This is a genomic window from Streptomyces sp. NPDC085460, assembly GCF_044541975.1.
Lineage (GTDB): Bacteria > Actinomycetota > Actinomycetes > Streptomycetales > Streptomycetaceae > Streptomyces.
Window position 1 is genome coordinate 134,324 of the sequence record NZ_JBITTO010000005.1, and the last position, 26,459, is coordinate 160,782.

Here is a 26,459-nt window from a genome sequence, read left to right on the forward strand (position 1 = left end):
CACACCAGGGTACGCCCGTTGCTTCCATGCCTTGCTACGTCTGGCCAACCCGTGGCCAGAGCCAGGCATTCCTAGGCCGAGGCCCGTTCCGTCTCGCGCGCGATCTCGCGCGGCCTGAGCTCCGCGTTCTCCAGGACGTCCCGCAGGTGGCGCTCGGCCACCGGCAGCACCTCGTCGAGGGTCACGTCCCGCCCCAGCTCGTTGGCGAGCGAGGTCACGCCCGCGTCCCGGATGCCGCACGGGATGATCCGGTCGAACCAGGCGTTGTCCGGGTTCACGTTGAGCGCGAAGCCGTGCATGGTGACGCCCTTGGCGACCCGGATGCCGATGGCGGCGAGCTTCCGGTCCTCGCGCCGCTGGCCGGCGTTGGAGGGGGCGTACTCGGGACCGTTCAGGCGCGGGTCGAACTCCTCGTCCGTCAGCCGCGGGTCGAAGTCCAGCGACAGCCCGCCCAGCGACGGCCGCTGCTCGACCGGGTCGCCCAGGACCCAGACGCCGCTGCGCCCCTCGACGCGGCTGGTCGCCACGCCGAACTCGGCGGCGGTGCGGATCAGGGCCTCCTCCAGGCGGCGCACGTGCGCGACCACGTCCACCGGGCGGGGCAGCTTGAGGATCGGGTAGCCGACGAGCTGACCGGGGCCGTGCCAGGTGATCTTGCCGCCGCGGTCGACGTCGACGACCGGGGTCCCGTCGAGCGGCCGCTCGTTCTCGGCCGTGCGCCGGCCCGCCGTGTAGACCGGGGGGTGCTCCAGGAGCAGACAGGTGTCGCCGGTCTCGTCGGCGAACCGCGCGGCGTGCACCTCGCGCTGCTTGTCCCAGGCCGCCTGGTACTCCACGGCGTCCTCGCCGAAGCCCAGGCGGACGAATTGCAGCTCACTCACGGCCATGCCTCCTCCTGGGTGCCCGCGGCCGGGTTCCGGGGATCGTCCCGGGGCGGGAGCCGGCCCGGCACCCTGCGTCATACGCGCCCCTGCCACTGTACGGCGACACGCCGGGAACCCTTCGGGGGGCCCGGCGCCGCCCCGGAAGGGTGGGCTCCGGTCAGCGTGGAGTGGCAACGGGGGTTCCGGTTCCTCACACGATCGGATGAATGTGGGGCGAAGCTGGCGGTACGGGCCGGGATGACCGCTACATTCACGCCGTTCCATGAGGGTCGAAACGGGCTGCCACCTGCGCCCGAAGGCAGGAGACCGCACAGCCGATGACGGAACGACCACCGCAGCGCGTCCCGAACCGCCAGCTCGCCGCGCTCATCGCCGAAGCCGGGTTCTCCAACGCGGGGCTCGCCAGAAGGGTGGACCAGCTGGGCCTGGAGCACGGGCTCGACCTGCGGTACGACAAGACCTCCGTGACCCGGTGGCTGCGCGGGCAGCAGCCGCGCGGCACCACGCCCGCCCTCATCGCCGAGGTCTTCACCCGCAGGCTCGGCCGCCGGCTCTCCGCCCAGGACCTCGGCCTCGACGCCTGCGCCCCCGTCTACGCGGGCCTGGAGTTCGCCGCCACCCCAGAGGAGGCCGTCGACATCGTCAGCGGACTCTGGCGCAAGGACTCCGGCAGCCACGCCGAACTCCGCAAGATCGCCTTCACCCCGGCCGGCCTCGTCGTGCCCAGCCGTGACTGGCTCATCGGCCGCGCCGACGACCGGGTCGCCCGCGGCGAGCCGGCCGCCCCCGTGCCGGTGGTCCGCCCCGGGAGCGGCGGGCCGGTCCGCGCCATCGGCACGGACCCCCGCGTGCCCCCGCAGGGCCGCTTCTCCGTCCCCCGCCAGCGCGGTACCGAACGCGGCCCCGGCCAGCGCGTCACCGGCGGCGACATCGCCGCCCTCCGCTCCGTCGGCGACCTCTTCCGCACCCTCGACCACGCCTACGGCGGCGGCCACGCCCGGCAGGCCCTCGTCCGCTACCTGGAGCACGAGACCGAGCCCATGCTCCGCGGCACCTACGGCGAGACCACCGGCCGGCGGCTCTTCGCCGCCGCCGCCGACCTCACCCGGCTCGCCGGCTGGACCTCGTACGACATCGCCGCCCACGGCCTGGCCCAGCGCTACTTCGTCCAGGCGCTGCGCCTCGCGCAGGCCGCGGGCGACCGGGCGTACGGCTCCTACGTGCTGCTCACCATGAGCTGCCAGGCCGTCTACCTCGGCCACGGCCGCGAGGCCGTGCAGCTCGCCCGGGTCGCCCAGCAGGGCGTCGGCTCCGCCGCCCCGCCCGTCGTCCAGGCGATGCTGCACGCCGTCGAGGCCCGCGGTCACGCCGTGCTCTCCGAGGCCCGCGCGTGCAGCGCCTCCCTCGTCCGCGCCGAGCGCGCCCTGGAGGCCGCCCGGCCCGGCGACGAGGTGCCCTCCTGGGCCCGCGCCTTCGACGAGGCCCAGCTCGCCGACGAGCTGGGCCACTGCCACCGCGACCTCCAGCAGTACCGCCCCGCCGCCCAGCACGCCGAGCGGGCCCTCCAGCTCCGCGCCCCCGGCTACGCCCGCAGCCGCCTCTTCTGCCGGGTCGTCCTCGCCACCGCCCGGCTCGCCCTCGGCGAGCTGGACCAGGCGTGCGCGCTCGGCGCCGAGGCGGCCCAGCAGGCCGCCGAGATGCGCTCGGCCCGCGCGATCGAGTACGTCCGCGACTTCGAGCGCCGCCTGGAGCCCTACCGCGACGCCCCGCCCGTCCGCACCTACCGCGACCGGGTGGCCGCCTTCGGCTGACCCGGGGGTCTCAGGCCGCCGCCTCTGGCCCGCCGGGGGGGTCTCAGGCCGCCGCCTCTGACCCGCCGGGGGTCTCAGGCCGCCGCCTCCTCCTCCGCCTCCTCCAGGACCGGCGCGCACAGGCCCAGGTCCGCCAGGACGGCGCCGGCCGCACGCTCCCCGGTGGCCAGCGTGGAGCGCAGGGTGCCCGCCCCGCGGTGGTCGCCGCACACGTACAGGCCCGCGAGCAGCCGCACCGAGCGGCACGGGTCGTGCGCCGGGGGCGTCGCCAGGACGGCGTCCCGGGTGTGGTGCAGCGCCAGCAGCTCCCACTCGTCCGTGGAGGTGCCGTACAGCGCCGCCAGGTGCTTGCGGACCCGCCGCTCGGTGTCGTCCGGCGGCGTCCCGAGCACCGTCGAGGTGATCAGCGGCCGGCCCGCCGGCGCCCGCGTCGGGTCCACCGCGCTCATCACGGCGGTGTGCGCGACCGGCCCGCCGGGGTCCGCCTCCAGGAGCAGCGTCGGATCCGCCGCGGGCGCCACCGGCGCCGTGTGGTGGAGCACCGTCACCGGGTGGTACGCCGGGACCCGCAGCCCCGGCAGCAGTCCGGCCGCCGTCCGCGCCCCCGTCGCGAGGACCACCGCCCGGCAGCCGACCGTGCCGTGCTCCGCCGTGGCGACCCGCGCCGCCGACACCTCCGTCACCCGGACCCCGGTCCGCACCGTGCCCTCCGGCAGCGCCGCCGCGAGCCGCTCCGGAACCGCCGCCGAACCGCCCTCCGGCACCGCCACCCGGCCCCGCGCGAAGGCCCGCAGCGCCAGGTCGGCGCGCCGGCTCGACACCGCCAGGTCCGGATCGGCGAGGAGCGCCGCGAGCAGCGGCCGCAGCACCGCCTGCACGGTCCTGGCCGGCAGCCGGCCGGACAGCGCCTCCCGCGCGGTCCGCTCCGGCCGGGCGAGCAGCCGCTGCGTCGGCGTCGCGGCGAGCCGCACCAGCGAGGCGCCGAGCCGCGCCTGGTCCAGCGAGGCCGCCGGATGCCGGGGGGCGCTCGCCAGGGCGCGTGCCACGGTGAACGCGCCCCGCCGGGTGCGCGGGTGCGGGGCGCCCCAGCGCGCGTACCGCCCGTCGGAGTGGATCAGCACCCCGGGCGCGAAGGGCCGCGGCACGACGCCGTCGAGGCCCGGGAGGGCCCGCAGCTCCTCCGGCGCGAGGGTGAGCAGCCGGCCCACCCGGTCGAGCCGGAAGCCGTCGGTCTCCCCGGTGGCGTGCCGGCCGCCGAGGAACGGCTCGGCCTCCAGGACGGCGACCGAGAGCCCCGCCCCGGTCAGCCGCCGGGCCGCCGTGAGCCCGGCGATTCCCGCGCCCACGACGACGACGTCGACGTCCTCGATGGCGTCGTCGTGCTGTGCCTGCTGTGCGCTGCGTACGGTACTGAGCACGTGCCCCTCCCCAGGTCTGCGCCGCCTGTTGGTGGCCTATGCCCCCAACGGGCCCCCGGAATGCCCGAGTTCGCGATCCGTGTCGACTGGTGGGCACCGAGGTTAGGCAGCGCTCCCACGGTGGCGGGCCCGCGCGCGGCGGGCTCCCCGGAGCACGGGGGAGCGCAGGGGGCGCGGGCGGCCGCTCAGCGGGTCGCCGCGGCGCGGATGGAGGCGTCGATGGTGGGGAAGGCGAAGGTGAAGCCGGAGGAGAGCAGCCGGCCCGGCAGCACCCGCTGGGAGCCGAGGACGTCCGCCGCGAAGTCGCCGAGGACCAGCCTCAGCGCGGGCGCGGGGACGGGGAAGGGCGTCGGCCGCCGCAGCACCCGGCCCATCGCCGCGGTGACCTCGCGGTTGGTGACCGGTTCGGGGGCGGTCAGGTTCACCGGGCCCGACAGCGACGGAGTGTCCATCAGATGCCGCAGCGCGGCCACCTCGTCGTGGAGCGAGATGAAGGACCAGTACTGGCCGCCGTCGCCCATCCGCCCGCCGAGCCCGGCCCTGAAGACCGGGAAGAGCCGTCCCCAGGCGCCGCCCTGACGGGCCACCACCAGGCCGGTGCGGGCGTACGTCACCCGGATCCCGGCCTCCTCTGCGGGGGCCGCCGCGGCCTCCCACTCGACGCACACCGAGGGCAGGAAGCCGGTGCCGGCCGGGGCGCTCTCGTCCACCGCGCGGCTGCCGGTGTCCCCGTACCAGCCGAGCGCCGTGCCGCAGACGAGCGCCTCCGGAGGCTCGGCGAGTCCGGCGAGGGTCCGGGCGATCGCGGTGGTGCCGAGCACCCGGCTGTCCCGGATCTCCTTCTTGTACGCCTCGGTCCACCGCCGCTCGCCGACCCCGGCGCCCGCCAGGTGCACGACGGCGTCGACGCCGACGAGCCCGGCGCCGTCCACGTACAGCCGCTTCGGGTCCCACTCGACCTCGTCGGCGGTCCTGGCCGGGCGGCGGACGAGTCGCAGGACGTCGTGCCCGTCGGCGCGCAGGGAACGGACGAGGGCGGCGCCGATGAGCCCGGAGGCTCCGGTGACGGCGACCCGCTTGCGGAGGGCGGAAGGCTGCATGCGCCCATCCTGCCCGCGGACGCCCCGCCCATCCGACTCCGGGGCATGGCAGAGTGGCGGCATGACCGTGCCGGAGACCTTCGTGATCCGAGGCGCCCTGCGGGGCGACGCCGAGCCGCTGGGCGTGCTGGACCGGGCGACCTGGTCCCCGCTGCACGCGGTGCTGCCGCCGCCCTCGGAGCCGTACGAGCCGTTCTTCGACGACCGCCACCGGCCCGAGGACTTCCTCGTCGCCGAGCGGGCCGGGGTGCTCCTCGGGTACGTCCGGGTGGTCCCGCCGACGCCGCTCGCGTCCAACGCCCACGTCCGGCAGATCCAGGGCCTCGCCGTCGCCGGAGAGGCCCGGGGCCAGGGGGTGGGCCGCGCCCTGCTGCGGGCCGCCCTGGCGAAGGCCCGCGCCGACGGGGCGCGCCGCGTCACGCTGCGGGTCCTCGGGCACAACGCGCCCGCCCGCGCGCTCTACGAGGCCGAGGGCTTCACGGTCGAGGGCGTGCTTCCCGGCGAGTTCCTCTTCGACGGCGAGCCGGTCGACGACGTCCTGATGGGCCGGCCGCTCAGCTAGGGCCTGTCCGGGCGCCGGTACTCCACAGCGCCACCCCGCCCATCAGCTCGCGCAGGCAGCGCAGGGCGAGGGCGGCGGGGGAGCCGGGGCCGTCGACGGGCGCGTCGGACTCCGCCCAGCTCTCCAGCGCGATGCGGATGGCGTCGGTGGCCGCCGCCGCGGCGAGCCGTACCTCCAGCGGGTCGGCCGCCGGGCCCGCCAGCCCGGCGAGGACCTCGCGGAGGCGTTCCTCCGACTCCTGGTTGACCCGGTACCAGACGGCCCGCAGGGCGGGGTCCTCGGCCGAGGCGCGCAGCAGCCCGCGGGTCCAGCGCAGCCCCTCCGCCGCCGCCTCGTCCTCCGGGGTGAGCGAGGCCGTGATCGAGCCCTCCAGCGCGGCCGGCAGCGGTGTGCCGGGAGCGGTGGCGGCGAGCGATGCCCGCCAGCGGTCGGCGCCGCCCGCGAGCAGCGGGGCGACCGCGTCCTGCTTGGAGCGGAAGTAGCGGTAGAAGGTGCGCAGCGCGACCCCGGCCCGCAGGGCGACGGTCTCGGCCGTGGTGCCGTCGGGCCCGTGCTCGGTGAACAGCTCGGCCGCCGCGCGGGCGATGTCCAGCTGGGTGGCGGCCTTGCGGCGCTGGGTCAGGGAGGGCGTCGCGGGCGCCGGCTCGGGTGGCTTGGTCACCGTACGAGGGTACGCCTCCCGCCTCCCTGAGTGCACGAGATGCAGCGGTGGCAAAACGTGCCATCTAGGCGTACGGTGGCACGCGAACAAGGAAGCTTGACATCGAGAGGTTGCCGCCATGAACCAGCTCACCCGCTACGAAGGACGCCGCGCGCTCGTCACCGGCGGCGGCTCCGGCATCGGCCAGGCCACCGTCCTGCGCATGCTCGCCGAGGGCGGCCGGGTCGTCGCCGCGGACATCAGCGAGGACGGCCTGAAGGACACCGCCGCCAAGGCCGGCGAGGCCGCCGAGCGCCTCACCACCGTGGTCGTGAACGTCGCCGACGAGGAGTCCGTACGGGCCGGGGTCGCCGCCGCCGTCACCGCCCTCGGCGGCCTCGACGTCCTGGTCAACGCGGCCGGCGTGCTCCGCTCCTCGCACACCCACGAGACCAGCCTCGACTCCTTCGAGCAGGTGCTCCGGATCAACCTGACCGGCACCTTCCTCATGATCCGCGAGGCGATCCCGGCGCTCCTGGAGGGCGACGGCTCCGCCGTCGTCAACTTCTCCTCCACCTCCGCGCAGTTCGCCCACCCCTACATGGCGGCCTACGCGGCCAGCAAGGGCGGCATCCAGTCCATGACCCACGCGCTCGCCGCCGAGTACGCCAAGCAGGGCATCCGCTTCACCGCCGTCCAGCCCGGCTCCATCTCCTCCGGCATGACCGACGGCTCCGGCGCCAGCAGGCAGTCCATGGGCCCCGGCCTCCCCGCCGACGCCGACATGTCGCTCTTCATGAAGCTCGCCCCCGCCCTCGGCCAGGGCTTCGCGGGCCCCGAGACCGTCGCCGGCGTCGTCGCGATGCTCGCCTCCGAGGACGGCACGTTCATCACCGGCACCGAGATCCGCATCGACGGCGGAACCCACTTCTGATCCGGGAGCCCTCCCGGGGCGGTTCGGGTCTAGGCAGGCCCGAACCGCTCCCACAGCCGGGGCAGCCGGGCCGCGAGCGCCGCCTCGTCCGACACGTCCAGCGGCGAGCCCTCCGGAGCCCCGTCCGGCATCGCGAGCCCCAGGTCCGGGGTCTCCGTGCCGGTCAGCGTCTCGTACGCCTCGTCCGCCGCGAAACCGATCTCCTCGCCGTCCCCGTCCAGCTCCGGATCGAACTCCTCCAGGAGCTCCGCGAGACCGTCCGGATCGTGCACACCGCCCTCGTACACCTCCCGGCCCTGGCCGATCAGCCAGCAGCGGAACGCGTCGAAACCCTCCTCGGCCGCCCCCGCCCCGTCGAGCAGCACCGCCGCCGCGCCCCACACGTCCCAGTGGTACGCGCGGTTGAAACGGGCCTCGAAATGGCGCGCGTAGTCGAGCACCGTGTCCGGATCCAGCCTGGTCAGCCGTTCCACGAGCAGATCCGCCTGCTCCTCGGGGTCGCCCTCGGCGTCCTCGCGGGCGGCGTCGATGAGCTCCCAGAACTCGGTCTCGTCCATCACGGCACCAGCATCCTGTCTCCGCGTCCGCGACGCACCCGGAAAGTCCGGATTCCATCCGGACAGAAGATGTCGGGTATTGCTGTCAGCCTGAGGGACATGACCACCAAAACGAAGCCGCTGCACGGACGGATCTGCCTGGTCGCCGGAGCCACCCGGGGCGCCGGACGGGCCATCGCCGTCCAGCTCGGCGCCGCCGGAGCCACCGTCTACGTCACCGGCCGCACCACCCGCGAGAAGATCAGCGAAGTCGGCCGCGCCACCGAGACCATCGAGGAGACCGCCGAACTGGTGACCGCCGCCGGCGGCGAGGGCACCGCCGTCCCCACCGACCACCTGGAACCCGAGCAGGTCCGCGCCCTCGTCGCACGGATCGACCGCGACCACGGCCGGCTCGACGTCCTCGTCAACGACGTCTGGGGCGGCGAACACCTCCTCGTCGACACCTTCGGCAAGCGGACCTGGGACATCGACCTCGCCGCCGGCCTCAGGATGCTCGAACTCGGCGTGCGGACCCACCTCGTCACCTCCCACACCGCCCTGCCGCTGCTCAACCGCCACCCCGGCGGCCTCGTCGTCGAGGTCACCGACGGCACCACCGCGTACAACGGCACGCACTACCGCGAGAACCTCTTCTACGACCTCGCCAAGAACGCCCCCATCCGGATGGCCTTCGGCCTCGCGAAGGAACTCGCCGACAGCGGCGGCACCGCCGTCTCCGTCAGCCCCGGATGGCTCCGCTCCGAGCAGATGCTCGCCCACTTCGGCGTCACCGAGGAGAACTGGCGGGACGCCACCGCCCAGCTCCCCGACTTCGCCGTCTCCGAGTCCCCCGTCTACGTCGGCCGCGGCGTCGCCGCTCTCGCCGCCGACCCCGACCGGGCCCGCTGGAACGGGCGGTCGCTCGACAGCGGACAGCTCGCGAAGGAGTACGGCTTCACCGACGAGGACGGCTCCCGGCCCGATTCCTGGGGCTTCATCCTGGCCAAGGAGAGCGACCCCGGCACCCGGGTGGAGGACTACCGGTAGCGCTCCGCCGCCGCCCGCGCCGCCTCGGCGAAGCGGGCGCGCAGGGAGGCGGGGGACACCACCTCCGCCTCCGGACCGAGCCCGAACAGCTGGCCGAAGGCGACCTCCTCGCTCTCCACCCGGAGCGTCGCCGTCACCCGGCCCTCCCCGTCCGGCACGGCACCCGCGAGCGCCTCCTCCGCCGCCGCACGGTCCGTCACGTACGGCAGCCGGCGTGCCCCCGCCTCCGTCAGCCGCACCACCACCTCGGCCCGCAGCAGCGAGCGCGCGAACTCCGCCGCGCGCTCCGCCCAGAAGGCCGCCAGATCGAAGCCGGGGTCCCGCTCGAAGCGCTCCCCGCCGACCGCGACCGCCGTGAACCGGTCCACCCGGTAGGTGCGGTACGCGCTCCCCGCGCGGGCGCACACGTACCAGACCCCCGCCTTCAGGACGAGCCCGTACGGCGCCAGCTCCCGCTCGACCTCCTCGCCGTCCCGCCGCCGGTAGCGCACGGACAGCAGCCGGTCGTCCCACACGGCCTCCGCCACCGCCGGCAGCAGCTCCGGCGTCACCGGCTCCTGGTACCAGCCCGGCGCGTCCAGATGGAAGCGGCGGGCCGCCGAAACCGGCGCGTCCGCCAGCGAGGGCAGCAGCGCCGCCGACACCTTCAGCCGGGCCGCCGAGGCCGCGTCCTGGAGCCCCATGTCCCGCAGCGCCCCGGGCAGCCCGGACAGGAACAGCGCCTCCGCCTCGTCCTTCGCGAGCCCGGTCAGCCGCGTCCGGTACCCGCCGACCAGCCGGTACCCACCGGCCCTGCCCCGCTCCGAAAACACCGGAACCCCCGCCTCCGAGAGGGCGAGGGCATCACGGGTGACGGTCCGCTCCGACACCTCCAGCTCGGCGGCGAGCTCGGCCGCCGTCATGGACGGGCGGTTCTGGAGGAGCAGGACCATCTTGATGAGTCGGGCGGCGCGCATGAGGCAATCATGCGCGCCGGTACCGACAGTCGGCCCTTACAGGCCGTAGCGCTCGCGCGCCTCCTTCACCGCGGTGGCCGGGACCTCGCCGCGGCGGGCGAGCTGGGCCAGGGACGCGGCCACGATCGACTGCGCGTCGACACCGAAGTGGCGGCGGGCGGCGGCGCGGGTGTCCGAGAGGCCGAAGCCGTCGGCGCCCAGCGACGAGTAGTCCTGCTCGACCCACTGCGCGATCTGGTCCGGGACCTGGCGCATGTAGTCGGAGACCGCCAGGACCGGCGACTCGACGCCCGCGAGGGCCTGGCGCACGTACGGGACGCGCTCTTCGCCGCGCAGCAGGGCGGCGTCCGCCTCCAGCGCGTCGCGGCGCAGCTCGGTCCAGGAGGTGGCGGACCACACGTCGGCGGCCACGCCCCACTCCTCGGCGAGCAGCTTCTGCGCCTCCAGGGCCCAGTGGATCGCGGTGCCCGAGCCGAGCAGCTGGATCCGGGGGGCATTGGCCGGCACGGTCACCCCGGCCGACTCGGCGGTGTTGAAGCGGTAGAGGCCCTTGACGATGCCCTCGTCGACGCCCGCGTGGCCCGGCTTGGCCGGCTGCGGCATCGGCTCGTTGTAGACCGTCAGGTAGTAGAAGACGTCCTGGTCCTCGCCCGGCGCGGCCTCGCCGTACATCCGGCGCAGACCCTCCTTGACGATGGCCGCGACCTCGTAGGCGAACGCCGGGTCGTAGGTCAGCGCCGCCGGGTTGGTGGCCGCGATGACGGGGGAGTGGCCGTCGGCGTGCTGGAGGCCCTCACCGGTCAGGGTGGTGCGGCCGGCGGTGGCGCCGACGAGGAAGCCGCGGCCGAGCTGGTCGCCGAGCTGCCACATCTGGTCGGCGGTCCGCTGCCAGCCGAACATCGAGTAGAAGATGTAGAACGGGATCATCGTCTCGCCGTGCGTGGAGTACGCGGTCGACGCGGCGATGAAGTCGGCCATCGAGCCGGCCTCGGTGATGCCCTCGTTCAGGATCTGGCCGTTGACGGCCTCCTTGTAGTACATCAGCTGGTCGCGGTCGACCGGCTCGTACGTCTGGCCCTTCGGCGAGTAGATGCCGAGCGAGGGGAAGAGGGACTCCATGCCGAAGGTGCGGGCCTCGTCCGGGACGATCGGGACCCAGCGCTTGCCGGTCTCCTTGTCGCGGACCAGGTCCTTCACGAGCCGGACGAAGGCCATCGTGGTGGCGACCGACTGCGAGCCGGAGCCCTTGTCGAAGGAGGCGAACGCCTTCTCCGGCGCCGCCGGGAGCGGGGCCACCGGGTGGACGCGGCGGGCCGGGGCGGGGCCGCCGAGGGCCGCGCGGCGCTCCTGGAGGTAGCGGACCTCGGGGGAGTCGGCGCCCGGGTGGCCGTACGGCACCACGCCGTCGACGAACTGCGCGTCCGAGATCGGCAGCTCAAGAAGGTCACGCATGTTCTTGAACTCGTCCGTCGTCAGCTTCTTCATCTGGTGGTTCGCGTTCTTCGACGCGAAGCCCTCACCCAGGGTGAAGCCCTTGACGGTCTGCGCCAGGATCACGGTCGGGGCGCCCTTGAACTCCAGGGCGGCCTTGTACGCGGCGTACACCTTGCGCGGCTCGTGGCCACCGCGCGAGAGGTGGAAGCACTCCAGGATCTTGTCGTCGGAGAGCAGCTGCGCCATCGCGGCGAGCTCCGGGTCCTTGCCGAAGAAGTCCTGGCGGATGTAGGCGGCGTCGCGGGTCTGGTACGTCTGGACCTGCGCGTCCGGCACCTCGCGGAGGCGGCGGACCAGGGCGCCGGTGGTGTCGAGCGCGAAGAGCTCGTCCCAGGCGTTGCCCCAGAGGCTCTTGACGACGTTCCAGCCGGCGCCGCGGAACTGGGCCTCCAGCTCCTGCACGATCTTGAAGTTGGCGCGGACCGGGCCGTCGAGGCGCTGCAGGTTGCAGTTGATGACGAAGGTCAGGTTGTCCAGACCCTCGCGGGCCGCGAGCGCGAGTGCCGCGGTCGACTCGGGCTCGTCCATCTCGCCGTCGCCGAGGAACGCCCACACGTGCGAGGCGGAGACGTCCTTGATGCCGCGGTTGGTCAGGTAGCGGTTGAAGCGCGCCTGGTAGATCGCGGAGAGCGGGCCGAGGCCCATGGAGACGGTGGGGAACTCCCACAGCCAGGGCAGGCGGCGCGGGTGCGGGTAGGAGGGCAGGCCGTTGCCGCCGGACTCCTGCCGGAAGTTGTCGAGGTGCGACTCGTCCAGGCGGCCGTCGAGGAAGGCGCGGGCGTAGATGCCGGGGGAGGCGTGGCCCTGGATGTAGAGCTGGTCGCCGGAGCCGTCCCCCTCCTTGCCGCGGAAGAAGTGGTTGAAGCCGGTCTCGTAGAGCCAGGCCGCGGAGGCGAAGGTGGCGATGTGGCCGCCGACGCCGTGCTTGGAGCCGCGGGTGACCATCGCGGCCGCGTTCCAGCGGTTCCAGGCGGTGATCTTCCGCTCCAGCTCCTCGTCGCCGTCGATGACGGGCTCGGAGGAGGTGGGGATGGTGTTGAGGTAGTCCGTCTCCAGCAGCTTGGGCAGGGCCAGGCCCGCGCCCTCGGCGTGCTGGAGCGTCCGGCGCATCAGGTAGGCGGCCCGGTGAGGGCCGGCGGCCTTGGTGACGGCGTCCAGGGAGGCCGCCCATTCGGCGGTCTCCTCGGTGTCACGGTCCGGGAGCTGGTCGAGCTCGCTCGGAATCTTGCCTACGGGATCGGTCATGATCGCCGCCTTCCGGACAGATGGGGGTGGAGATAAAAACGAGTGCCTTGTCTGGCAGGACAGGGCGGAGGGCCGGGTGGCGGCCCGTCGAAGACTGTAAACCGCCGATCGATGATCGATCAAAGGGTTGAAGCCGGAAACCTCTTCAGATCGAGAAAGTCGGCACAGGGTGCCGCGAAAGAGGGCACCGGGTGCCGACTTTTCGAACGGTGCGAAAACGACCGAAGCCCCGCCGCAGCGGGGCTCTGACCTGCGAGAACGACTAGGCGCGGGGCGCGCAGCCCAGCACGTGGGCCTTCACCAGAGCCCCGATGTTCGGATCGCTCCGGCGGAACGCCTCCACCAGCTCCTGGTGCTCCTCCGCGTACGACTTCTGCACCGTGCCCAGCCACCGGATCGACAGGGCGGTGAACACCTCGATGCCCAGGCCCTCCCAGGTGTGCAGGAGCACGCTGTTGCCGGCCGCCTTCACCAGCTCGCGGTGGAAGGCCACCGTGTGCCGGACCTGCGCGGTGCCGTCGGAGGTCGCGTCCGCCTCGTACAGCGCCGCCACGTGCGGTTCGAGGGTCGAGCAGTCGGCCGAGAGCCGGGGCGCGGCCAGCTCGGCGGCGATCTGCTCCAGACCGGCCCGGACCGGGTAGCTCTCCTCCAGGTCGGCCGCGGTCAGATTGCGGACCCGGACGCCCTTGTTCGGCGCCGACTCGATCAGCCGCAGCGACTCCAGCTCGCGCAGCGCCTCGCGGACGGGCGTCTGGGAGACCTCCAGCTCGGTCGCGATCCGGCGCTCGACGATCCGCTCTCCCGGCTTCCAGCGGCCGCTGACGATCCCCTCCACGATGTGCTCGCGGATCTGCTCGCGCAGCGAGTGGACGACGGGGACGGTCATGGAACGGCTCCTCCGGGAGTTTCGTGACCCTTAGACAATACGGCGGTGCCCCCGCCCGGACACACATCCGGACGGGGACACCGCTGGTGAGGCTCGTTACGTTGCCTCCGAGGCGGAAAGCCTCATCGCGCCTTACAGGCCGAGGTCCACCTCGAACTCGCCGGCCTCCAGGATCGCCTTGACGGCCGTCAGGTAGCGGGCGGCGTCGGCGCCGTCCACCAGACGGTGGTCGTACGAGAGCGACAGGTAGGTCATGTCGCGGATGCCGATGACCTGGCCCTCGGCGGTCTCGATGACGGCCGGACGCTTCACCGTGGCACCGATGCCCAGGATGGCGACCTGGTTCGGCGGGACGATGACGGTGTCGAACAGCGCACCGCGCGAGCCGGTGTTGGAGATGGTGAAGGTGGCGCCGGCCAGGTCGTCCGGGGTGATCTTGGAGGCGCGCACGGCGGCCGCCAGCTCCGCGGTCTTCTTGGAGATGCCGGCGATGTTGAGGTCGCCCGCGCCCTTGATGACCGGGGTCATCAGACCCTTCTCGGAGTCCACCGCGATCCCGATGTTCTCGGAGTCGAAGTAGGTGATCGTGCCCTCGTCCTCGTTGATCCGGGCGTTGATGACCGGGTGGGCCTTCAGCGCCTGGGCCGCCGCCTTCACGAAGAACGGCATCGGGGAGAGCTTGACGCCCTCACGGGCGGCGAAGGCGTCCTTGGCACGGCCGCGCAGCTTCATCAGCTTGGTGATGTCGACCTCGACGACCGAGGTCAGCTGGGCCTGGCTGTGCAGCGCCTTCATCATGTTGTCGCCGATGACCTTGCGCATGCGGGTCATCTTGACGGTCTGACCGCGCAGCGGGGAGACCTCGAGGGCCGGGGCCTTCGCGGCGGCGGCCGGAGCGGCGGCGGCGGGGGCCGGGGCGGCCTTCTTGGCCTCGGCGGCGGCGATGACGTCCTGCTTGCGGATGCGGCCGCCGACGCCGGAGCCCTTCACGGTCGCCAGGTCGACACCGTTCTCGGTGGCGAGCTTGCGGACCAGCGGGGTCACGTAGGCGCCGTCCTCGGCCGGGGCCGGGGCGGCGGCCGGAGCCGGGGTGGCCGGGACCGGGGTGACGACCGCCGGGGCGATCGACGGGGCGGCCGGAGCCACCGGAGCCGGAGCGGCGGCGGGCGCGGCCGGGGCGGCCGGCGCGGGGGCCGGGGCCGGAGCGGCGGGCGCGGCCGGAGCCGGAGCGGCGGCCGGAGCCGGAGCGGCGGCGGGGGCGGCCGGGGCCTCCTGGGCCGGGGCGGCCGGAGCCGCACCCGCGGCGCCGATGACGGCCAGCTTGGCGCCGACCTCGGCGGTCTCGTCCTCGCCGACGACGATCTCCAGGAGAACGCCGGAGGCGGGGGCGGGGATCTCGGTGTCGACCTTGTCGGTGGACACCTCCAGGAGAGGCTCGTCGGCCTCGACCGTCTCGCCGACCGACTTCAGCCAGCGGGTGACGGTGCCCTCGGTGACGGACTCGCCGAGCGCGGGCAGCACGACGTCGGTGCCCTGGGCGGCACCGGCGGGGGCGGCGGCAGGGGCCTCGGCGGCCGGGGCGGCCGGGGCCTCCTGGGCCGGAGCGGCGGCGGGGGCCTCGGCGGCGGCCGGAGCCGGAGCGGCCTCGGCGGCGGGCGCCGGGGCGGCGGCGGGGGCGCCGGAACCGTCGTCGATGATGGCGAGCTCGGCGCCGACCTCGACGGTCTCGTCCTCGGCCACCTTGATGGAGGCCAGGATGCCGGAGGCGGGGGCGGGGATCTCGGTGTCGACCTTGTCGGTCGAGACCTCGAGCAGCGGCTCGTCCGCCTCGACGCGCTCGCCCTCGGCCTTGAGCCAGCGGGTGACGGTGCCCTCGGTGACGCTCTCGCCGAGCGCCGGCAGGGTTACGGAAACCGACATGGTTTCAGTTGCTCCTAACGAATTGCGGAAGTTGGTCGTCGCGCCCTGTGAGTGACGTGAGCGTCAGTCGTGGGAGTGCAGAGGCTTGCCGGCCAGGGCCAGGTGGGCCTCGCCCAGCGCCTCGTTCTGCGTCGGGTGGGCGTGGATGAGCTGCGCGACCTCGGCCGGCAGCGCCTCCCAGTTGTAGATCAGCTGCGCTTCGCCGACCTGCTCGCCCATGCGGTCACCGACCATGTGGACGCCGACCACGGCACCGTCCTTGACCTGGACGAGCTTGATCTCGCCCGCGGTCTTGAGGATCTTGCTCTTGCCGTTGCCCGCGAGGTTGTACTTGAGGGCGACGACCTTGTCCGCGCCGTAGATCTCCTTGGCCTTGGCCTCGGTGATGCCGACGGAGGCGACCTCGGGGTGGCAGTACGTCACCCGGGGCACGCCGTCGTAGTCGATCGGGACGGTCTTCAGACCGGCCAGGCGCTCCGCCACCAGGATGCCCTCGGCGAAGCCGACGTGCGCCAGCTGGAGCGTCGGGACCAGGTCGCCGACGGCGGAGACCGTGGGCACGTTGGTCCGCATGTACTCGTCCACCAGGACGTAGCCGCGGTCCATCGCGATGCCCTGCTCCTCGTAGCCGAGGCCGGCCGAGACCGGGCCGCGGCCGATGGCGACGAGCAGCACCTCGGCCTCGAAGGTCTTGCCGTCGGCGAGGGTGACCTTCACGCCGTTCTCGGTGTACTCGGCGCTCTGGAAGAAGGTGCCGAGGTTGAACTTGATGCCCCGCTTGCGGAAGGCGCGCTCCAGGAGCTTCGAGCTGTTCTCGTCCTCGACCGGGACGAGGTGCTTCAGGCCCTCGATGACCGTGACGTCGGTGCCGAAGGACTTCCACGCGGAGGCGAACTCGACGCCGATGACACCGCCGCCGAGGATGATCGCCGACTCCGGGACGCGGTCCAGGGTCAGGGCGTGGTCGGAGGAGATGATCCGGTTGCCGTCGATCTCCAGGCCGGGCAGGGACTTCGGCACGGAACCGGTGGCGAGCAGGACGTGGCGGCCCTCGACCCGGCGTCCGTCGACGTCGACGGAGGTCGGGGAGGACAGGCGGCCGGTGCCCTCGATGTAGGTGACCTTGCGGGAGGCGACGAGACCCTGGAGACCCTTGTAGAGGCCCGAGATCACGTCGTCCTTGTACTTGTGCACGGCCTTGATGTCGATGCCCTCGAAGGAGGCCCTGACACCGAACTGCTCCGCCTCGCGCGCCTGGTCGGCGACCTCGCCGGCGTGGAGCAGGGCCTTCGTCGGGATGCAGCCGTTGTGCAGGCAGGTGCCGCCGAGCTTGTTCTTCTCGATGAGTGCGACGTCCAGGCCCAGCTGCGCTCCGCGCAGCGCCGCGGCGTAACCGCCGCTACCGCCGCCGAGGATCACTAGGTCGAAAACGGTGCTGGCGTCGTTCGCCACGTCACGTCCTCCATGCATGTGCGCTCGTCGCCGGTCGTCGATGACCGGGCGGCGGCTCCGGTGTCCGGCCGCATTATTTCGGCCCTGTGGTGGGGGCCCTGTCCTGCCGAGAACCCATCTTCGCACTTGTTGACGGATGGCGGGACGCGGGGCCGGTGGATGAGACCGGGCGATCGTCCGTCCGGGCGCCCACCAGGGCGTACGAACCTACGGATTTCGTCGGCAGCGAACAGCGGCGCGGGCACGGGGAAGGCCCCGGAGCCGAGGCGTCCGGGGCCTTCCTGGGGTGCGGGCGGGCTCAGAGCTCGCCGGCCGCCGTCAGCTCGGCGAGGCGCACCAGGGTGCGGACCGAGGAGCCGGTGCCGCCCTTGGGGGTGTAGCCGTACGGGGCGCCCTCGTGGAAGGCCGGGCCCGCGATGTCCAGGTGGGCCCAGGTGATGCCCTCGCCCACGAACTCCTGGAGGAACAGGCCGGCGACCAGGCCGCCGCCCATCCGCTCGCCCATGTTGGCGATGTCGGCGGTGGGGGAGTCCATGCCCTTGCGCAGGTCGGCGGGGAGCGGCATCGGCCAGGACTGCTCGCCGACCTCCTCCGCGACCTCGTGCAGCGAGGTACGGAAGTCCTCGTCGTTGGCCATGATGCCGAAGGTGCGGTTGCCGAGCGCCAGCATCATCGCGCCGGTCAGGGTCGCCACGTCGACGATCGCGTCCGGGTGCTCCTCCGACGCCCTGGTGATCGCGTCGGCGAGGACGAGCCGGCCCTCGGCGTCGGTGTTGAGGACCTCGACGGTCTTGCCGCTGTACATGCGCAGCACGTCACCCGGGCGGGTGGCGGAGCCGGACGGCATGTTCTCGGCGAGGGCCAGCCACGCCGTGACGTTGACCTCCAGGCCGAGGCGGGCCGCGGAGACGACGGCGGCGAGGACGGCGGCGGCGCCGGCCATGTCGCACTTCATCGTCTCGTTGTGGCCGGCCGGCTTCAGGGAGATGCCGCCCGAGTCGTAGGTGATGCCCTTGCCGACCAGGGCCAGGGACTTCTCCGCCTTCGGGTGGGTGTAGGCGACCTTGACCAGGCGCGGCGGGTTCTCGGAGCCGGCGCCGACGCCGAGGATGCCGCCGTAGCCGCCCTTGGCGAGCGCCTTCTCGTCGAGGACCTGGACCTTCAGGCCGTGGTCCTTGCCGGCGGCCTGGGCGATCGCGGCGAAGCCGGCCGGGTTGAGGCCGTTCGGCGGGGTGTTGACGAGGTCGCGGGCGCGGTTGATCTCCTCGGCCACGGCCAGGGCGCGGTCCGCGGCGGCCTTGTGGGCCTTGTCGCGCGGCTTGGCGCCGAGCAGCGCCACCTCGGCCAGCGGCTTCTTGGCGTCCTTGACGTCCTCCTTCCAGGCGTCGAAGGAGTAGGCGCCGAGCAGCGCGCCCTCGGCGATCGCGCCGGCGTCCTCGGCCGAGGCGATCGGCAGCGCGAACGCGGCCTTCTTCGAGCCGAAGAGGACGCGGGCGGCGGTGCCGGCGGCGCGCCGCAGGGTCTCGGAGTCGTACGACTCGCCGTCCTCGGGGGCGGAGCCGAGGCCGACGGCGAGCACGACGGGGGCCTTCAGGCCGGCGGGCGCGGGCAGCTTGGTCGCCTCACCCTCTCCACCCGAGGCGCCCAGGGTCTCCAGGACGGCGGCGAGCCGGCCGTCGAACGCCTTGTCGACGGCCTCCGCGCCCGGGGCGACGACGAGCGTCTTCCCGGACTTCGCGACGCCGACGACGAGGGCGTCGGCACGCAGCGTCGCCGCTCCGGCAGTGCTGAGAGTGAGAGCAGTCACGGTGGTGAATTCTCGCTTCCATTGAGTTCTGTGGCGGTCGAGGGGTGGGCCGACCGAGCCCGCCGCATCGTATTTCGGCCCGATGAGCGCCGAGAACGAGCCTACGCTCGCTCACCCGGTTCGCTCACCGCGGCTTCGATTCACTCATCCGTGGTGTCTCTTTCATGTTTGTCCTTCCGGCTCCCGCGCCGCCGCCACACTCGCCTCGTTCACGCAAGGGCGGCACTCGCGCCCGCGCTTCATCTCCACAGGTCCTCCCCCGTCCGGAGACCTGCCGAGGGGGGACACCACACCATGCCCGCGAACAGATCCCGCATGCCCGCGACCGCGCCGAGGAAGTCCGGAAACAAGGGGGTGCCGCGCCGGGCCGGCCGCACCGCCGGGGCGCTCGCCGCCGCCGCGCTCCTCGCCACCGTCGTGCCGTCCGCGCAGGCCGCCGCCGCCCCCGCGCCCCGGATCGACCTCACCGTCCTGGTCGTCGACGACGGCGGCAGCGCGGTCGAGGCGATCACCGCCGAGCTGAAGGGCTCCGGCGTCCCGTACCGCACCCTCGACCTGAACGACCCGAACCGGCCCGTCCTCACCGCCGGCTTCCTCAGCGACACGGTCGACGGCCGGCCCCGCGCCAAGTACCAGGGCGTCGTCCTGCCCCACGAGACCGCCTTCGGCCCCGACTCCGCCGAGCACACCGCCCTCCAGGCGTACGAGCGCGCCTTCGGGATCCCGCAGGTCGACGCGTACACCTGGTCCCACCCCGGCGTCGGCCTCGACTACACCAGCGAGGGCGGCTGGTCCGGCGTCCTCGACGGCGTCACCGCGGGTGTCACCGCCGCCGGGAAGGCCGGCCCCTTCGGCTACCTCGCCGGCAGCCTGGCCTTCGAGGACAACGACCCGGCGATCTCCGAGAGCTACGGCTACGCGGGCCGCCCCCGGGCCGGCTTCACCAGCTACGTCGACATCCCCGTCGACAGCGCCGGCTCCGGCGGCCGGGCCAGCCTGGTCGGCGAGTACGCGGCCGACGGGCGCCGCGAACTCGTCGTCACCTTCGCCTACAACCAGCACCAGCGGCAGTTCCGCGCCCTCGCCCGGGGCATCGTCGACTGGCTCACCCAGGGCGTCCACCTCGGACAGTCCCGCAACTACCTCTCCGTCCACGTCGACGACGTCTTCGCGCCCGACGCCCGCTGGGACACCGTCCGCGACTGCACCCCCGGCGACTTCGACTGCGTGGGCGGCGACGGCGAGGCCGAGAACCCCATCCGGATGACCGCCGCGGACGCCGTGTACGCCGCCGCCTGGCAGAAGTCCTCCGGCTTCACCCTCGACATGGTCTACAACGGCGGCCAGGGCGAGCAGTGGAAGGTCGAGCACGGCGGCAGCGACCCGCTCGCCGCCCGGCTGATCGCCGACCGCGCCCAGTACCGCTGGATCAACCACACCTACACCCACCCCTACCTCGGCTGCGTCCAGGACAACACCACCGTCCCCTGGCAGTGCGCGAAGAACGCCTCCGGCGCCACCCTCTGGGTCAGCCGCGCCGAGCTGTCCGCACAGATCCGCGACAACCTCGACTGGGCGGCCCGCAAGGGCATCTCCGTCGACCGCTCCGAACTCGTCACCGGCGAGCACTCCGGCCTCAAGACCCTGCCCCAGCAGCCCGCGGACAATCCGAACCTCGCCGGAGCCCTCGCCGACAACGGCGTCAAGGCGATCGCGAGCGACAACTCCCGCGAACCCCGCCAGCGGGCGGTCGGCGCCGCGAAGACCGTGCCCCGGCACCCCATGAACGTGTACTACAACGTCGGCACCGCCGCCGAGATGACCGACGAGTACAACTGGATCTACACCTCCCGCGCCCAGGGCGGCAGCGGCGCCTGCGAGACCAACCCCGCCTCCACCTGCCTGCCCGCCCCGCTCGACCCGGCCACCGGATACGCGGAGTACATCGCCCCGCAGGAGGCCCGCATCGCCCTCGGCCACGTCGTCGCCAACGACCCGCGCCCGCACTACGTCCACCAGTCCAACCTGGCCGAGGAGCGCCTCCTCTACCCGGTCCTCGACCGGATCCTCGCCGACTACCGGGGCCTCTTCGCCGCGAACACCCCGATCGTGAACCCCCGCCAGAAGGACGTCGGCACCGAGCTGACCCGCCGCGACGCCTGGGACGCGGCCCTCGCCGCCGGCAAGGTCACCGCGTACCGCGTCGGAGACACCGTCACGGTCAAGGCCCCCGCCGGCGTCCAGATCCCCGTCACCGCCCCCGAGGGCACCCGCAAGCGACTCCTGCTCGGCACCACCGCCTTCGGCACCGCCTACGCCGGCAGCCGCTCCGCCTGGACCGCGCCGGAACTGCTCCAGACCTCCGTCACACTCCAGCTCCCGACCGCCTGACCAGCACGTCCTGGGGGGAACACACACCATGCCGAGCAGTGGCCGTCACGTCACCATGCTCACCGAAGGCACCTACCCGCACGTCCACGGCGGCGTCAGCACCTGGTGCGACCAGCTCGTCCGAGGCATGCCCGAGGTCACCTTCGAGATCCTCGCCCTCACCGGCAGCGGCCGCGAACCCGTCACCTGGGAGCTGCCGCCCAACATCACCCGGCACACCGCGTTCCCCCTGTGGGGGCACCCGCGGGGACCGGCCGCGCCCCGCCGCGCGCCCCGGCCCCCGCGGGGGCGCGAACGCCGCCGCTTCCTCGCCGTCTACGAGCACTTCCTGCTCGCCCTGCTCGACCCGGACGCCGGCCACGACCTCGCCGGCAGCCTCTACGAGCTGGCCGCCCTCGCCCGCGAGGGCCGGCTCACCCCGGCCCTCCGCTCCGAGGCGGCCCTCCGCTCCCTCATGTGGATCTGGACCATGCCGCACCTGCCGACGCGTGCCGCCGGGCCCACCGTCCACGACGCCCTCACCGCCACCGACCTGCTCGAACACGCCCTGCGGCCGCTCGGCGCCCGGATAGCCGACGGCAGCGTGGCGCACGCCGTCTCCAGCGGCCTCGCCACCCTGCCCGCGCTCGCCGCGCAGCACTTCGAAGGGGTGCCCTTCCTGCTCACCGAACACGGCATCTACCTCCGCGAGCGCTACCTCGGCTACCGCACCGAGGCCCAGCGCTGGCCCGTCAAGGCCCTCCTGCTCGGCTTCTACCGCGAGCTGAACTCCCTCGGCTACCGGCAGGCCGACCTCATCACCCCCTGCAACCAGTACAACCGGCGCTGGGAGGAGCGCGGCGGCGCCCCCGCCGACCGCATCCGCACCGTCTACAACGGCGTCGACCCCGCCCTCTTCCCCGAGGCGGGACCCGAACCGGAGACGCCCACCCTCAGCTGGTGCGGCCGGGTCGACCCGATCAAGGACCTGGAGACCCTGATCCGGGCGTACGCGATCTCCCGCGCCGAACTCCCCGAACTGAGGCTCCGGCTCTTCGGCCCCGTCCCCGCCGGCAACGAGGACTACCGCACCCGTCTGGAGAAGCTCGCCGCCGAACTCGGCGTCGCCGACGGCGTCTCCTTCGAGGGCCGCGTCACCGACGTGCCCTCCGCCTACGCCGCCGGCAGCGTCGTGATGCTCTCCTCCATCAGCGAGGGCTTCCCCTTCTCCCTCATCGAGGCCATGTCCTGCGGCCGGGCCACCGTCTCCACCGACGTCGGAGGGGTACGGGAGGCGGTCGGCGACACCGGCGTCGTCGTCCCGCCCCGGGAACCGGCCGTCATGGCCGCCGCCGTCTCCGCCCTCCTTCGCGACGACGCCCGCCGCGCCGACCTCGGCCGGCGCGCCCGGCAGCGGGTCATCGACGAGTTCACCCTGCACCGCTCGGTCGACGGCTTCCGCCGCATCTACCGCGAACTCGCCGCCCCCCGCGTCCCCGGGCCCGCCGTCGCCGCCCCGCCGCTGCGCGTCTCCATCCCGTCCCCGCGCCGCGGCGCGCCCCGAGTCCCGGAAGGCACCCCGGCATGAGCGGCTCCCTCTGGCTGAAACCCCCGACCACCTCCCCACCCCTGCCGTCCCCGCCCCGCCCCCGACACCAGGCCCCACCACCGTCCCCCGCCGACCCCCCGCCGCCCGGCACGGCGTCCGCGTCGCCCGGCACGGCGTCCGCCCCCGCACCCGCGTCGCCCGGCACAGCGTCCGCGCCCAGTACGACGCCCGCCGCGCCACCCGCCACCGCCGCCGACCCCCTCGACGAACTCGCCCTCCGGCTCGACGCGTTCGTGGCGGCGGCCGTCCATCCCGACGAGATCGCCGCGCTCCTCGAAGCCGACGGCATGACCGACGACCACATCCGCCTCGCCTACGGGCGGAACGATTCCTTCGCCCTCGCCGAGGACCTGTACGCGCGCGGAGAGCGGCGCCACCCCGAACCGCCCCGCCCGGAGCCGCGCGGCCCCGGCCGCCTCGCCGGGCTCGCCGGGCTCGGCGGCTGTCTGCTGCGCGGTCTCGTCTTCGCCCTCCCCGGCCTCGCCTACCTCCTGGCCGGCCCCCTGCTCGCCGGCGCCCCCGGACCGTACGGGCTGCCCTCCGGCACCCTCCCGCTCCTCGCCGGAGCCGTCACCGGCTGGGTCTGGAACCAGGCCCTCTCCCACCGCGCCCACACCTGGCTGGGCCTCGGCGACCGGGCCGCCGCCGCCCGCGCCCTGCTCACCGGCGCCCCCGCCGGCGCGCTCGCCGGCACCGCCGTCGCCGTCGCCGCCGCCCGCGACGGCGAACTGCCCGCCGCCCTCTTCGCCGCCGGCCAGTCCCTCTACCTCGCCGCCGCCACCGTCCTCCTCGTCCTCGGCCGCGAACGGGCCCTGCTCGCCGCCCTGCTGCCGCTGCTCGGCGCCCTCCCCGCCCTCCGCTGGGACCTGCCCGACCCGCTCCGCGTCGCGCTGCCCGCCGTCTCGCTCACCGCCGCCTGCCTGGTCGCCGCCCGGACGCTGCGCCCCGGCGCCGCGCGGGGCGCCGCCGGACGCGGCGGACCGCCGCTCGCGGCCTCCGTCCCGTACGGCCTGTTCGGCCTCGGCAGCGGGGTCCTCGTGCTCCACGCCGGGCTCGGCGACTCCCTGGCCACCGGCACCGGCGCGGTCATCGCGCTCACCCTCTCCATGGGGCCCGCCGAATGGCTGCTGCACCGCTTCCGGGGCGGCAGCCTCGCCCGGCTGCGGACCCTCACCACCGCCCGCGCCTTCCGCCGCGCCGTCACCGGCACCCTGCTCGGCTGCCTCGGCGGCTATCTGACCGCGCTGCTCGCCCTCACCGCCGCCGCCACCCTGCTGTGGCCCGGCACCCCCTGGCCCACCCCGGACCGGCTGCTCGCCCTGCTCCTCATCGGCACGGTGCTCTGGCTGGGACTGCTCCTCCAGGCGTTCGGCGCCGTCCTCGGCGCGGCGACCGTCTGTCTGCTGGCCGCCGCCGCGCAGACCCTCCAGCCGGCGGCGGGCCCCCTCGCCGCCGGGGGAGCGGCGGCCGTGCTGGCCGTCCTCAGCCATGTTCTGCTGGTACGACCCACCGCCCACCGCGCTTAGGAGACACGGCGAGTGAAACGTTCCCTCCTGGTGCCCTTCTACGAGCACCCCACCGACCGGCCCGAGGAGTGGGCGGCCCTGGTCGCCGCCGCACCCGCCCTCCACGGCGTCGTCCTCAACCCGGCGAACGGCGCGGGGGAGGCCGCCGACCCGGCCTTCGCGGAGGTGGCAGGACGGCTGCGGGCCGCGGGCGTCCGGATCCTCGGCTACGCGGACACCGCCTACGGCCGCCGCCCGCACGCCGAGGTCGTCACCGACCTGCTCCGCCACCGCGACTGGTACGGCGCCGACGGGGCCTTCCTCGACCAGGTGGCCACCGCGCCCGACGCCCTGCCGCACTACCGGCGGCTCGCCGTCGCCGCCCGCGCCGCCGGCGCCAAGACCCTGGTGCTCAACCACGGCACCCGGCCCGACGAGGGATACGCCGAACTGGCCGACCTGCTGGTCACCTTCGAGGGCCCCTGGGACAGCTACCGCGCCCCCGACCCGCCGGCCGCCCCGCACCACTGCCACCTCGTCTACGCGGCCCCGCCCGGCTTCCGCCCCGCGACCGAGGTGCACTGCGCGGTCCCCGGCGCCGGCGCCCACCCCTGGGGCACCCTGCCGCACGGACTCCCGGAGCCCGCCCGATGAGACGCCTCCTCCCGCTCCTCGCGGCCCTGCTCCTCCTCGCCACGGCCTGCACCACGGGCTCCGCCCCCGACCCCAAGCCGGACGGCGAGCGCTGGCGCCCGAAGGCGGGGCTTGCCTGGCAGTGGCAGCTGAGCGGGAAGCTGGACCCGACCGTCGACGTCCCCGTCTACGACATCGACGGCTTCGACCACTCCGCCGACACCGTCGCCGACCTGCACCGGCGCGGCCGGAAGGTGATCTGCTACCTCTCCACCGGCGCCTGGGAGGAGTTCCGCCCCGACGCGGGACGCTTCCCCGCCGCCGTCCTCGGCGAGGGCAACGGCTGGGAGGGCGAGCGCTGGCTCGACATCCGCCGCACCGACGTCCTCGAACCCCTGATGGCCGAACGGATCGAGATGTGCCGGGCCAAGGGCTTCGACGCCGTCGAACCCGACAACATGGACGGCTACGCCAACCGCACCGGCTTCCCGCTGACCGCCGCCGACCAGCTCCGCTACAACCGGCTGATCGCCCGCCTCGCCCACGACCGCGGTCTCGCCGTCGGCCTCAAGAACGACCTCGACCAGATCCCGGAGCTGCTCGGCGACTTCGACTTCGCGGTCAACGAGCAGTGCGCCCAGTACGACGAGTGCCACCGCCTCGCCCCCTTCGTCGCGGCGGACAAGCCGGTCTTCCACGCCGAGTACGAGCTGTCCGCCGCCGCCTTCTGCGCCCGCAGCCGCGAGCTGGGCCTGAGCTCGATCGAGAAGAAGTACGAGCTGGGGGCCTGGCGCCGGGCCTGCTAGCCCAGCGTCAGCGCCACCAGCGTCGCCGTGGCCGCCGTCTCCTCCACCGCCCCGAAGACGTCGCCGGTCACACCGCCGAGGCGGCGGACGCAGCGGCGCAGCAGGAGGGCGGCGGCGGCGAGTCCGGCGCCCGCGGCGAGGACCGCGTGGACGGCGTCGTACGAGGAGAGCAGCAGGCCCGCGCCGGCGGCGAGGAGGAGGACGGCGGCGGTGCAGAGGGTCGCGGACCGGACCGGCACCGTGGAGGCGACGATCGCGCCGAGCCCCTCGGGGCGGGCCGCCGGCACCCCCTGCCGGGAGGCGTGGGTGAGGGCGAGCCGGGCGACCGTGGCCGCGAGGACCACGGCGAACGCGCCGTGCGCCCAGCCCTCCCCGTACAGCTCGTACACGGCCGCGACCTGCGCGAGCAGGACGAGGACCAGGGCGATGACGCCGAACGGGCCGATGTCGGACTGCTTCATGATGCGCAGCGCCTCGTCGGCGGGCCTGGCGCTGCCGAGCCCGTCGGCGGTGTCGGCGAGGCCGTCGAGGTGGAGCCCGCGGGTGAGCAGCGCGGGGACGGCGACGGTGACGACGGCGGCGGTCAGCGGCCCGGAGCCGAGCGGCAGGAGCACTCCGCCGGCCGCCGCGGCGACGAGACCGACGGCGAGTCCGGCGAGCGGGGCGCAGAGCATGCCGGCGCGTGCCGCGTCCCGGTCCCAGCGGGTGATGCGGGTGGGGAACACGGTGAGGGTCCCGAAGGCGAAACGCAGGCCGTCCATCCGGGCAGGGTAATCGCCGGTCGCGGACGGTAGATTGCGCATGTCGATACGTATGGGTGCGTATGGGTCATATCGGAACG

At 74.1% G+C, this 26,459-nt stretch carries 21 protein-coding genes; 9 read left to right on the forward strand and 12 right to left on the reverse strand.

Annotated features, from left to right (window positions below; translation table 11 throughout):
* Nucleotides 1-71: 71 nt before the first annotated feature.
* Nucleotides 72-881, reverse strand: coding sequence for a lipoyl(octanoyl) transferase LipB (gene lipB / locus ACIGHB_RS14455; RefSeq protein WP_360322330.1), 810 nt, complete (start codon nt 879-881; stop codon nt 72-74).
* Between the two features lie 320 nt (nt 882-1,201).
* On the opposite strand from lipB, the gene ACIGHB_RS14460 reads away from it, so the two are divergent.
* Nucleotides 1,202-2,695, forward strand: a complete 1,494-nt coding sequence (locus ACIGHB_RS14460; RefSeq protein WP_360322327.1) for a regulator — start codon at nt 1,202-1,204, stop codon at nt 2,693-2,695.
* A 74-nt stretch (nt 2,696-2,769) separates the two neighbouring features.
* Here ACIGHB_RS14460 and ACIGHB_RS14465 read toward each other — a convergent pair whose 3' ends face one another.
* Both ACIGHB_RS14465 and ACIGHB_RS14470 read right to left on the reverse strand, forming a co-directional pair.
* Complete coding sequence (locus tag ACIGHB_RS14465; protein ID WP_399913008.1) at nt 2,770-4,113, reverse strand: NAD(P)/FAD-dependent oxidoreductase; 1,344 nt, start codon at nt 4,111-4,113, stop codon at nt 2,770-2,772.
* A gap of 185 nt (nt 4,114-4,298) precedes the next feature.
* Nucleotides 4,299-5,213 (reverse strand): TIGR01777 family oxidoreductase, encoded by a 915-nt coding sequence (locus ACIGHB_RS14470; protein ID WP_388870245.1) that lies wholly within the window; start codon nt 5,211-5,213, stop codon nt 4,299-4,301.
* A gap of 61 nt (nt 5,214-5,274) precedes the next feature.
* On the opposite strand from ACIGHB_RS14470, the gene ACIGHB_RS14475 reads away from it, so the two are divergent.
* Nucleotides 5,275-5,775, forward strand: coding sequence for a GNAT family N-acetyltransferase (locus ACIGHB_RS14475; protein ID WP_399913012.1), 501 nt, complete (start codon nt 5,275-5,277; stop codon nt 5,773-5,775).
* Here ACIGHB_RS14475 and ACIGHB_RS14480 read toward each other — a convergent pair.
* A complete protein-coding gene (locus ACIGHB_RS14480; RefSeq protein WP_360321658.1) occupies nt 5,768-6,436 on the reverse strand; it encodes a TetR family transcriptional regulator in 669 nt (222 codons plus the stop codon). The two genes, ACIGHB_RS14475 and ACIGHB_RS14480, sit on opposite strands and share 8 nt — an antisense overlap.
* A gap of 118 nt (nt 6,437-6,554) precedes the next feature.
* Between ACIGHB_RS14480 and ACIGHB_RS14485 the strand changes: the two genes are divergently transcribed.
* A complete protein-coding gene (locus tag ACIGHB_RS14485; RefSeq protein ID WP_399913017.1) occupies nt 6,555-7,349 on the forward strand; it encodes an SDR family NAD(P)-dependent oxidoreductase in 795 nt (264 codons plus the stop codon).
* A 29-nt stretch (nt 7,350-7,378) separates the two neighbouring features.
* Here the strand turns inward: ACIGHB_RS14485 and ACIGHB_RS14490 are convergent, their stop codons facing one another.
* Nucleotides 7,379-7,906 (reverse strand): DUF4240 domain-containing protein, encoded by a 528-nt coding sequence (locus ACIGHB_RS14490; RefSeq protein ID WP_360321677.1) that lies wholly within the window; start codon nt 7,904-7,906, stop codon nt 7,379-7,381.
* A gap of 99 nt (nt 7,907-8,005) precedes the next feature.
* On the opposite strand from ACIGHB_RS14490, the gene ACIGHB_RS14495 reads away from it, so the two are divergent.
* Entirely contained in the window at nt 8,006-8,935 is a 930-nt protein-coding gene (locus ACIGHB_RS14495; RefSeq protein ID WP_399913020.1) for an SDR family oxidoreductase, read from the forward strand.
* Here ACIGHB_RS14495 and ACIGHB_RS14500 read toward each other — a convergent pair.
* The 6 genes from ACIGHB_RS14500 to ACIGHB_RS14525 form a co-directional block, all read right to left on the reverse strand.
* Nucleotides 8,926-9,891 (reverse strand): WYL domain-containing protein, encoded by a 966-nt coding sequence (locus tag ACIGHB_RS14500; RefSeq protein ID WP_360321667.1) that lies wholly within the window; start codon nt 9,889-9,891, stop codon nt 8,926-8,928. The two genes, ACIGHB_RS14495 and ACIGHB_RS14500, sit on opposite strands and share 10 nt — an antisense overlap.
* A 36-nt stretch (nt 9,892-9,927) precedes the next feature.
* Nucleotides 9,928-12,630: a pyruvate dehydrogenase (acetyl-transferring), homodimeric type gene (aceE, locus tag ACIGHB_RS14505; protein WP_360321669.1), complete on the reverse strand. Its 2,703-nt coding sequence runs from the start codon at nt 12,628-12,630 to the stop codon at nt 9,928-9,930.
* A 262-nt stretch (nt 12,631-12,892) separates the two neighbouring features.
* Nucleotides 12,893-13,516 carry a GntR family transcriptional regulator gene (locus ACIGHB_RS14510; RefSeq protein ID WP_360321671.1) on the reverse strand — a complete coding sequence of 208 codons (624 nt, stop codon included), beginning with the start codon at nt 13,514-13,516 and terminating at the stop codon, nt 12,893-12,895.
* A gap of 132 nt (nt 13,517-13,648) precedes the next feature.
* Nucleotides 13,649-15,436 carry a 2-oxoglutarate dehydrogenase, E2 component, dihydrolipoamide succinyltransferase gene (gene sucB / locus ACIGHB_RS14515; protein WP_399913025.1) on the reverse strand — a complete coding sequence of 596 codons (1,788 nt, stop codon included), beginning with the start codon at nt 15,434-15,436 and terminating at the stop codon, nt 13,649-13,651.
* 63 nt (nt 15,437-15,499) lie between these two features.
* Complete coding sequence (gene lpdA, locus ACIGHB_RS14520) at nt 15,500-16,888, reverse strand: dihydrolipoyl dehydrogenase (protein ID WP_388870222.1); 1,389 nt, start codon at nt 16,886-16,888, stop codon at nt 15,500-15,502.
* A gap of 298 nt (nt 16,889-17,186) precedes the next feature.
* Nucleotides 17,187-18,695: a leucyl aminopeptidase gene (locus ACIGHB_RS14525; RefSeq protein WP_360319236.1), complete on the reverse strand. Its 1,509-nt coding sequence runs from the start codon at nt 18,693-18,695 to the stop codon at nt 17,187-17,189.
* Nucleotides 18,696-18,989: 294 nt separating this feature from the next.
* On the opposite strand from ACIGHB_RS14525, the gene ACIGHB_RS14530 reads away from it, so the two are divergent.
* Genes ACIGHB_RS14530 through ACIGHB_RS14550 form a run of 5 tightly spaced genes read left to right on the forward strand, consistent with a single transcriptional unit; the run spans nt 18,990 to nt 25,618 of the window.
* Nucleotides 18,990-21,086 carry a hypothetical protein gene (locus ACIGHB_RS14530; RefSeq protein ID WP_399913029.1) on the forward strand — a complete coding sequence of 699 codons (2,097 nt, stop codon included), beginning with the start codon at nt 18,990-18,992 and terminating at the stop codon, nt 21,084-21,086.
* A gap of 28 nt (nt 21,087-21,114) precedes the next feature.
* A complete protein-coding gene (gene pelF, locus ACIGHB_RS14535) occupies nt 21,115-22,653 on the forward strand; it encodes a GT4 family glycosyltransferase PelF (RefSeq protein WP_360319232.1) in 1,539 nt (512 codons plus the stop codon).
* A complete protein-coding gene (locus tag ACIGHB_RS14540; RefSeq protein WP_399913033.1) occupies nt 22,650-24,200 on the forward strand; it encodes a hypothetical protein in 1,551 nt (516 codons plus the stop codon). The genes pelF and ACIGHB_RS14540 overlap by 4 nt, the downstream gene beginning before the upstream one ends.
* Before the next feature lie 12 nt (nt 24,201-24,212).
* Entirely contained in the window at nt 24,213-24,833 is a 621-nt protein-coding gene (locus tag ACIGHB_RS14545; RefSeq protein ID WP_360319228.1) for a spherulation-specific family 4 protein, read from the forward strand.
* Nucleotides 24,830-25,618, forward strand: a complete 789-nt coding sequence (locus tag ACIGHB_RS14550; RefSeq protein WP_360319226.1) for an endo alpha-1,4 polygalactosaminidase — start codon at nt 24,830-24,832, stop codon at nt 25,616-25,618. Before ACIGHB_RS14545 ends, ACIGHB_RS14550 begins: the two co-directional genes overlap by 4 nt.
* Here ACIGHB_RS14550 and ACIGHB_RS14555 read toward each other — a convergent pair.
* On the reverse strand, nt 25,615-26,379 hold the full coding sequence (locus tag ACIGHB_RS14555; RefSeq protein ID WP_360319224.1) for an adenosylcobinamide-GDP ribazoletransferase: 765 nt from the start codon (nt 26,377-26,379) through the stop codon (nt 25,615-25,617). The two genes, ACIGHB_RS14550 and ACIGHB_RS14555, sit on opposite strands and share 4 nt — an antisense overlap.
* Between the last annotated feature and the right edge of the window lie 80 nt (nt 26,380-26,459).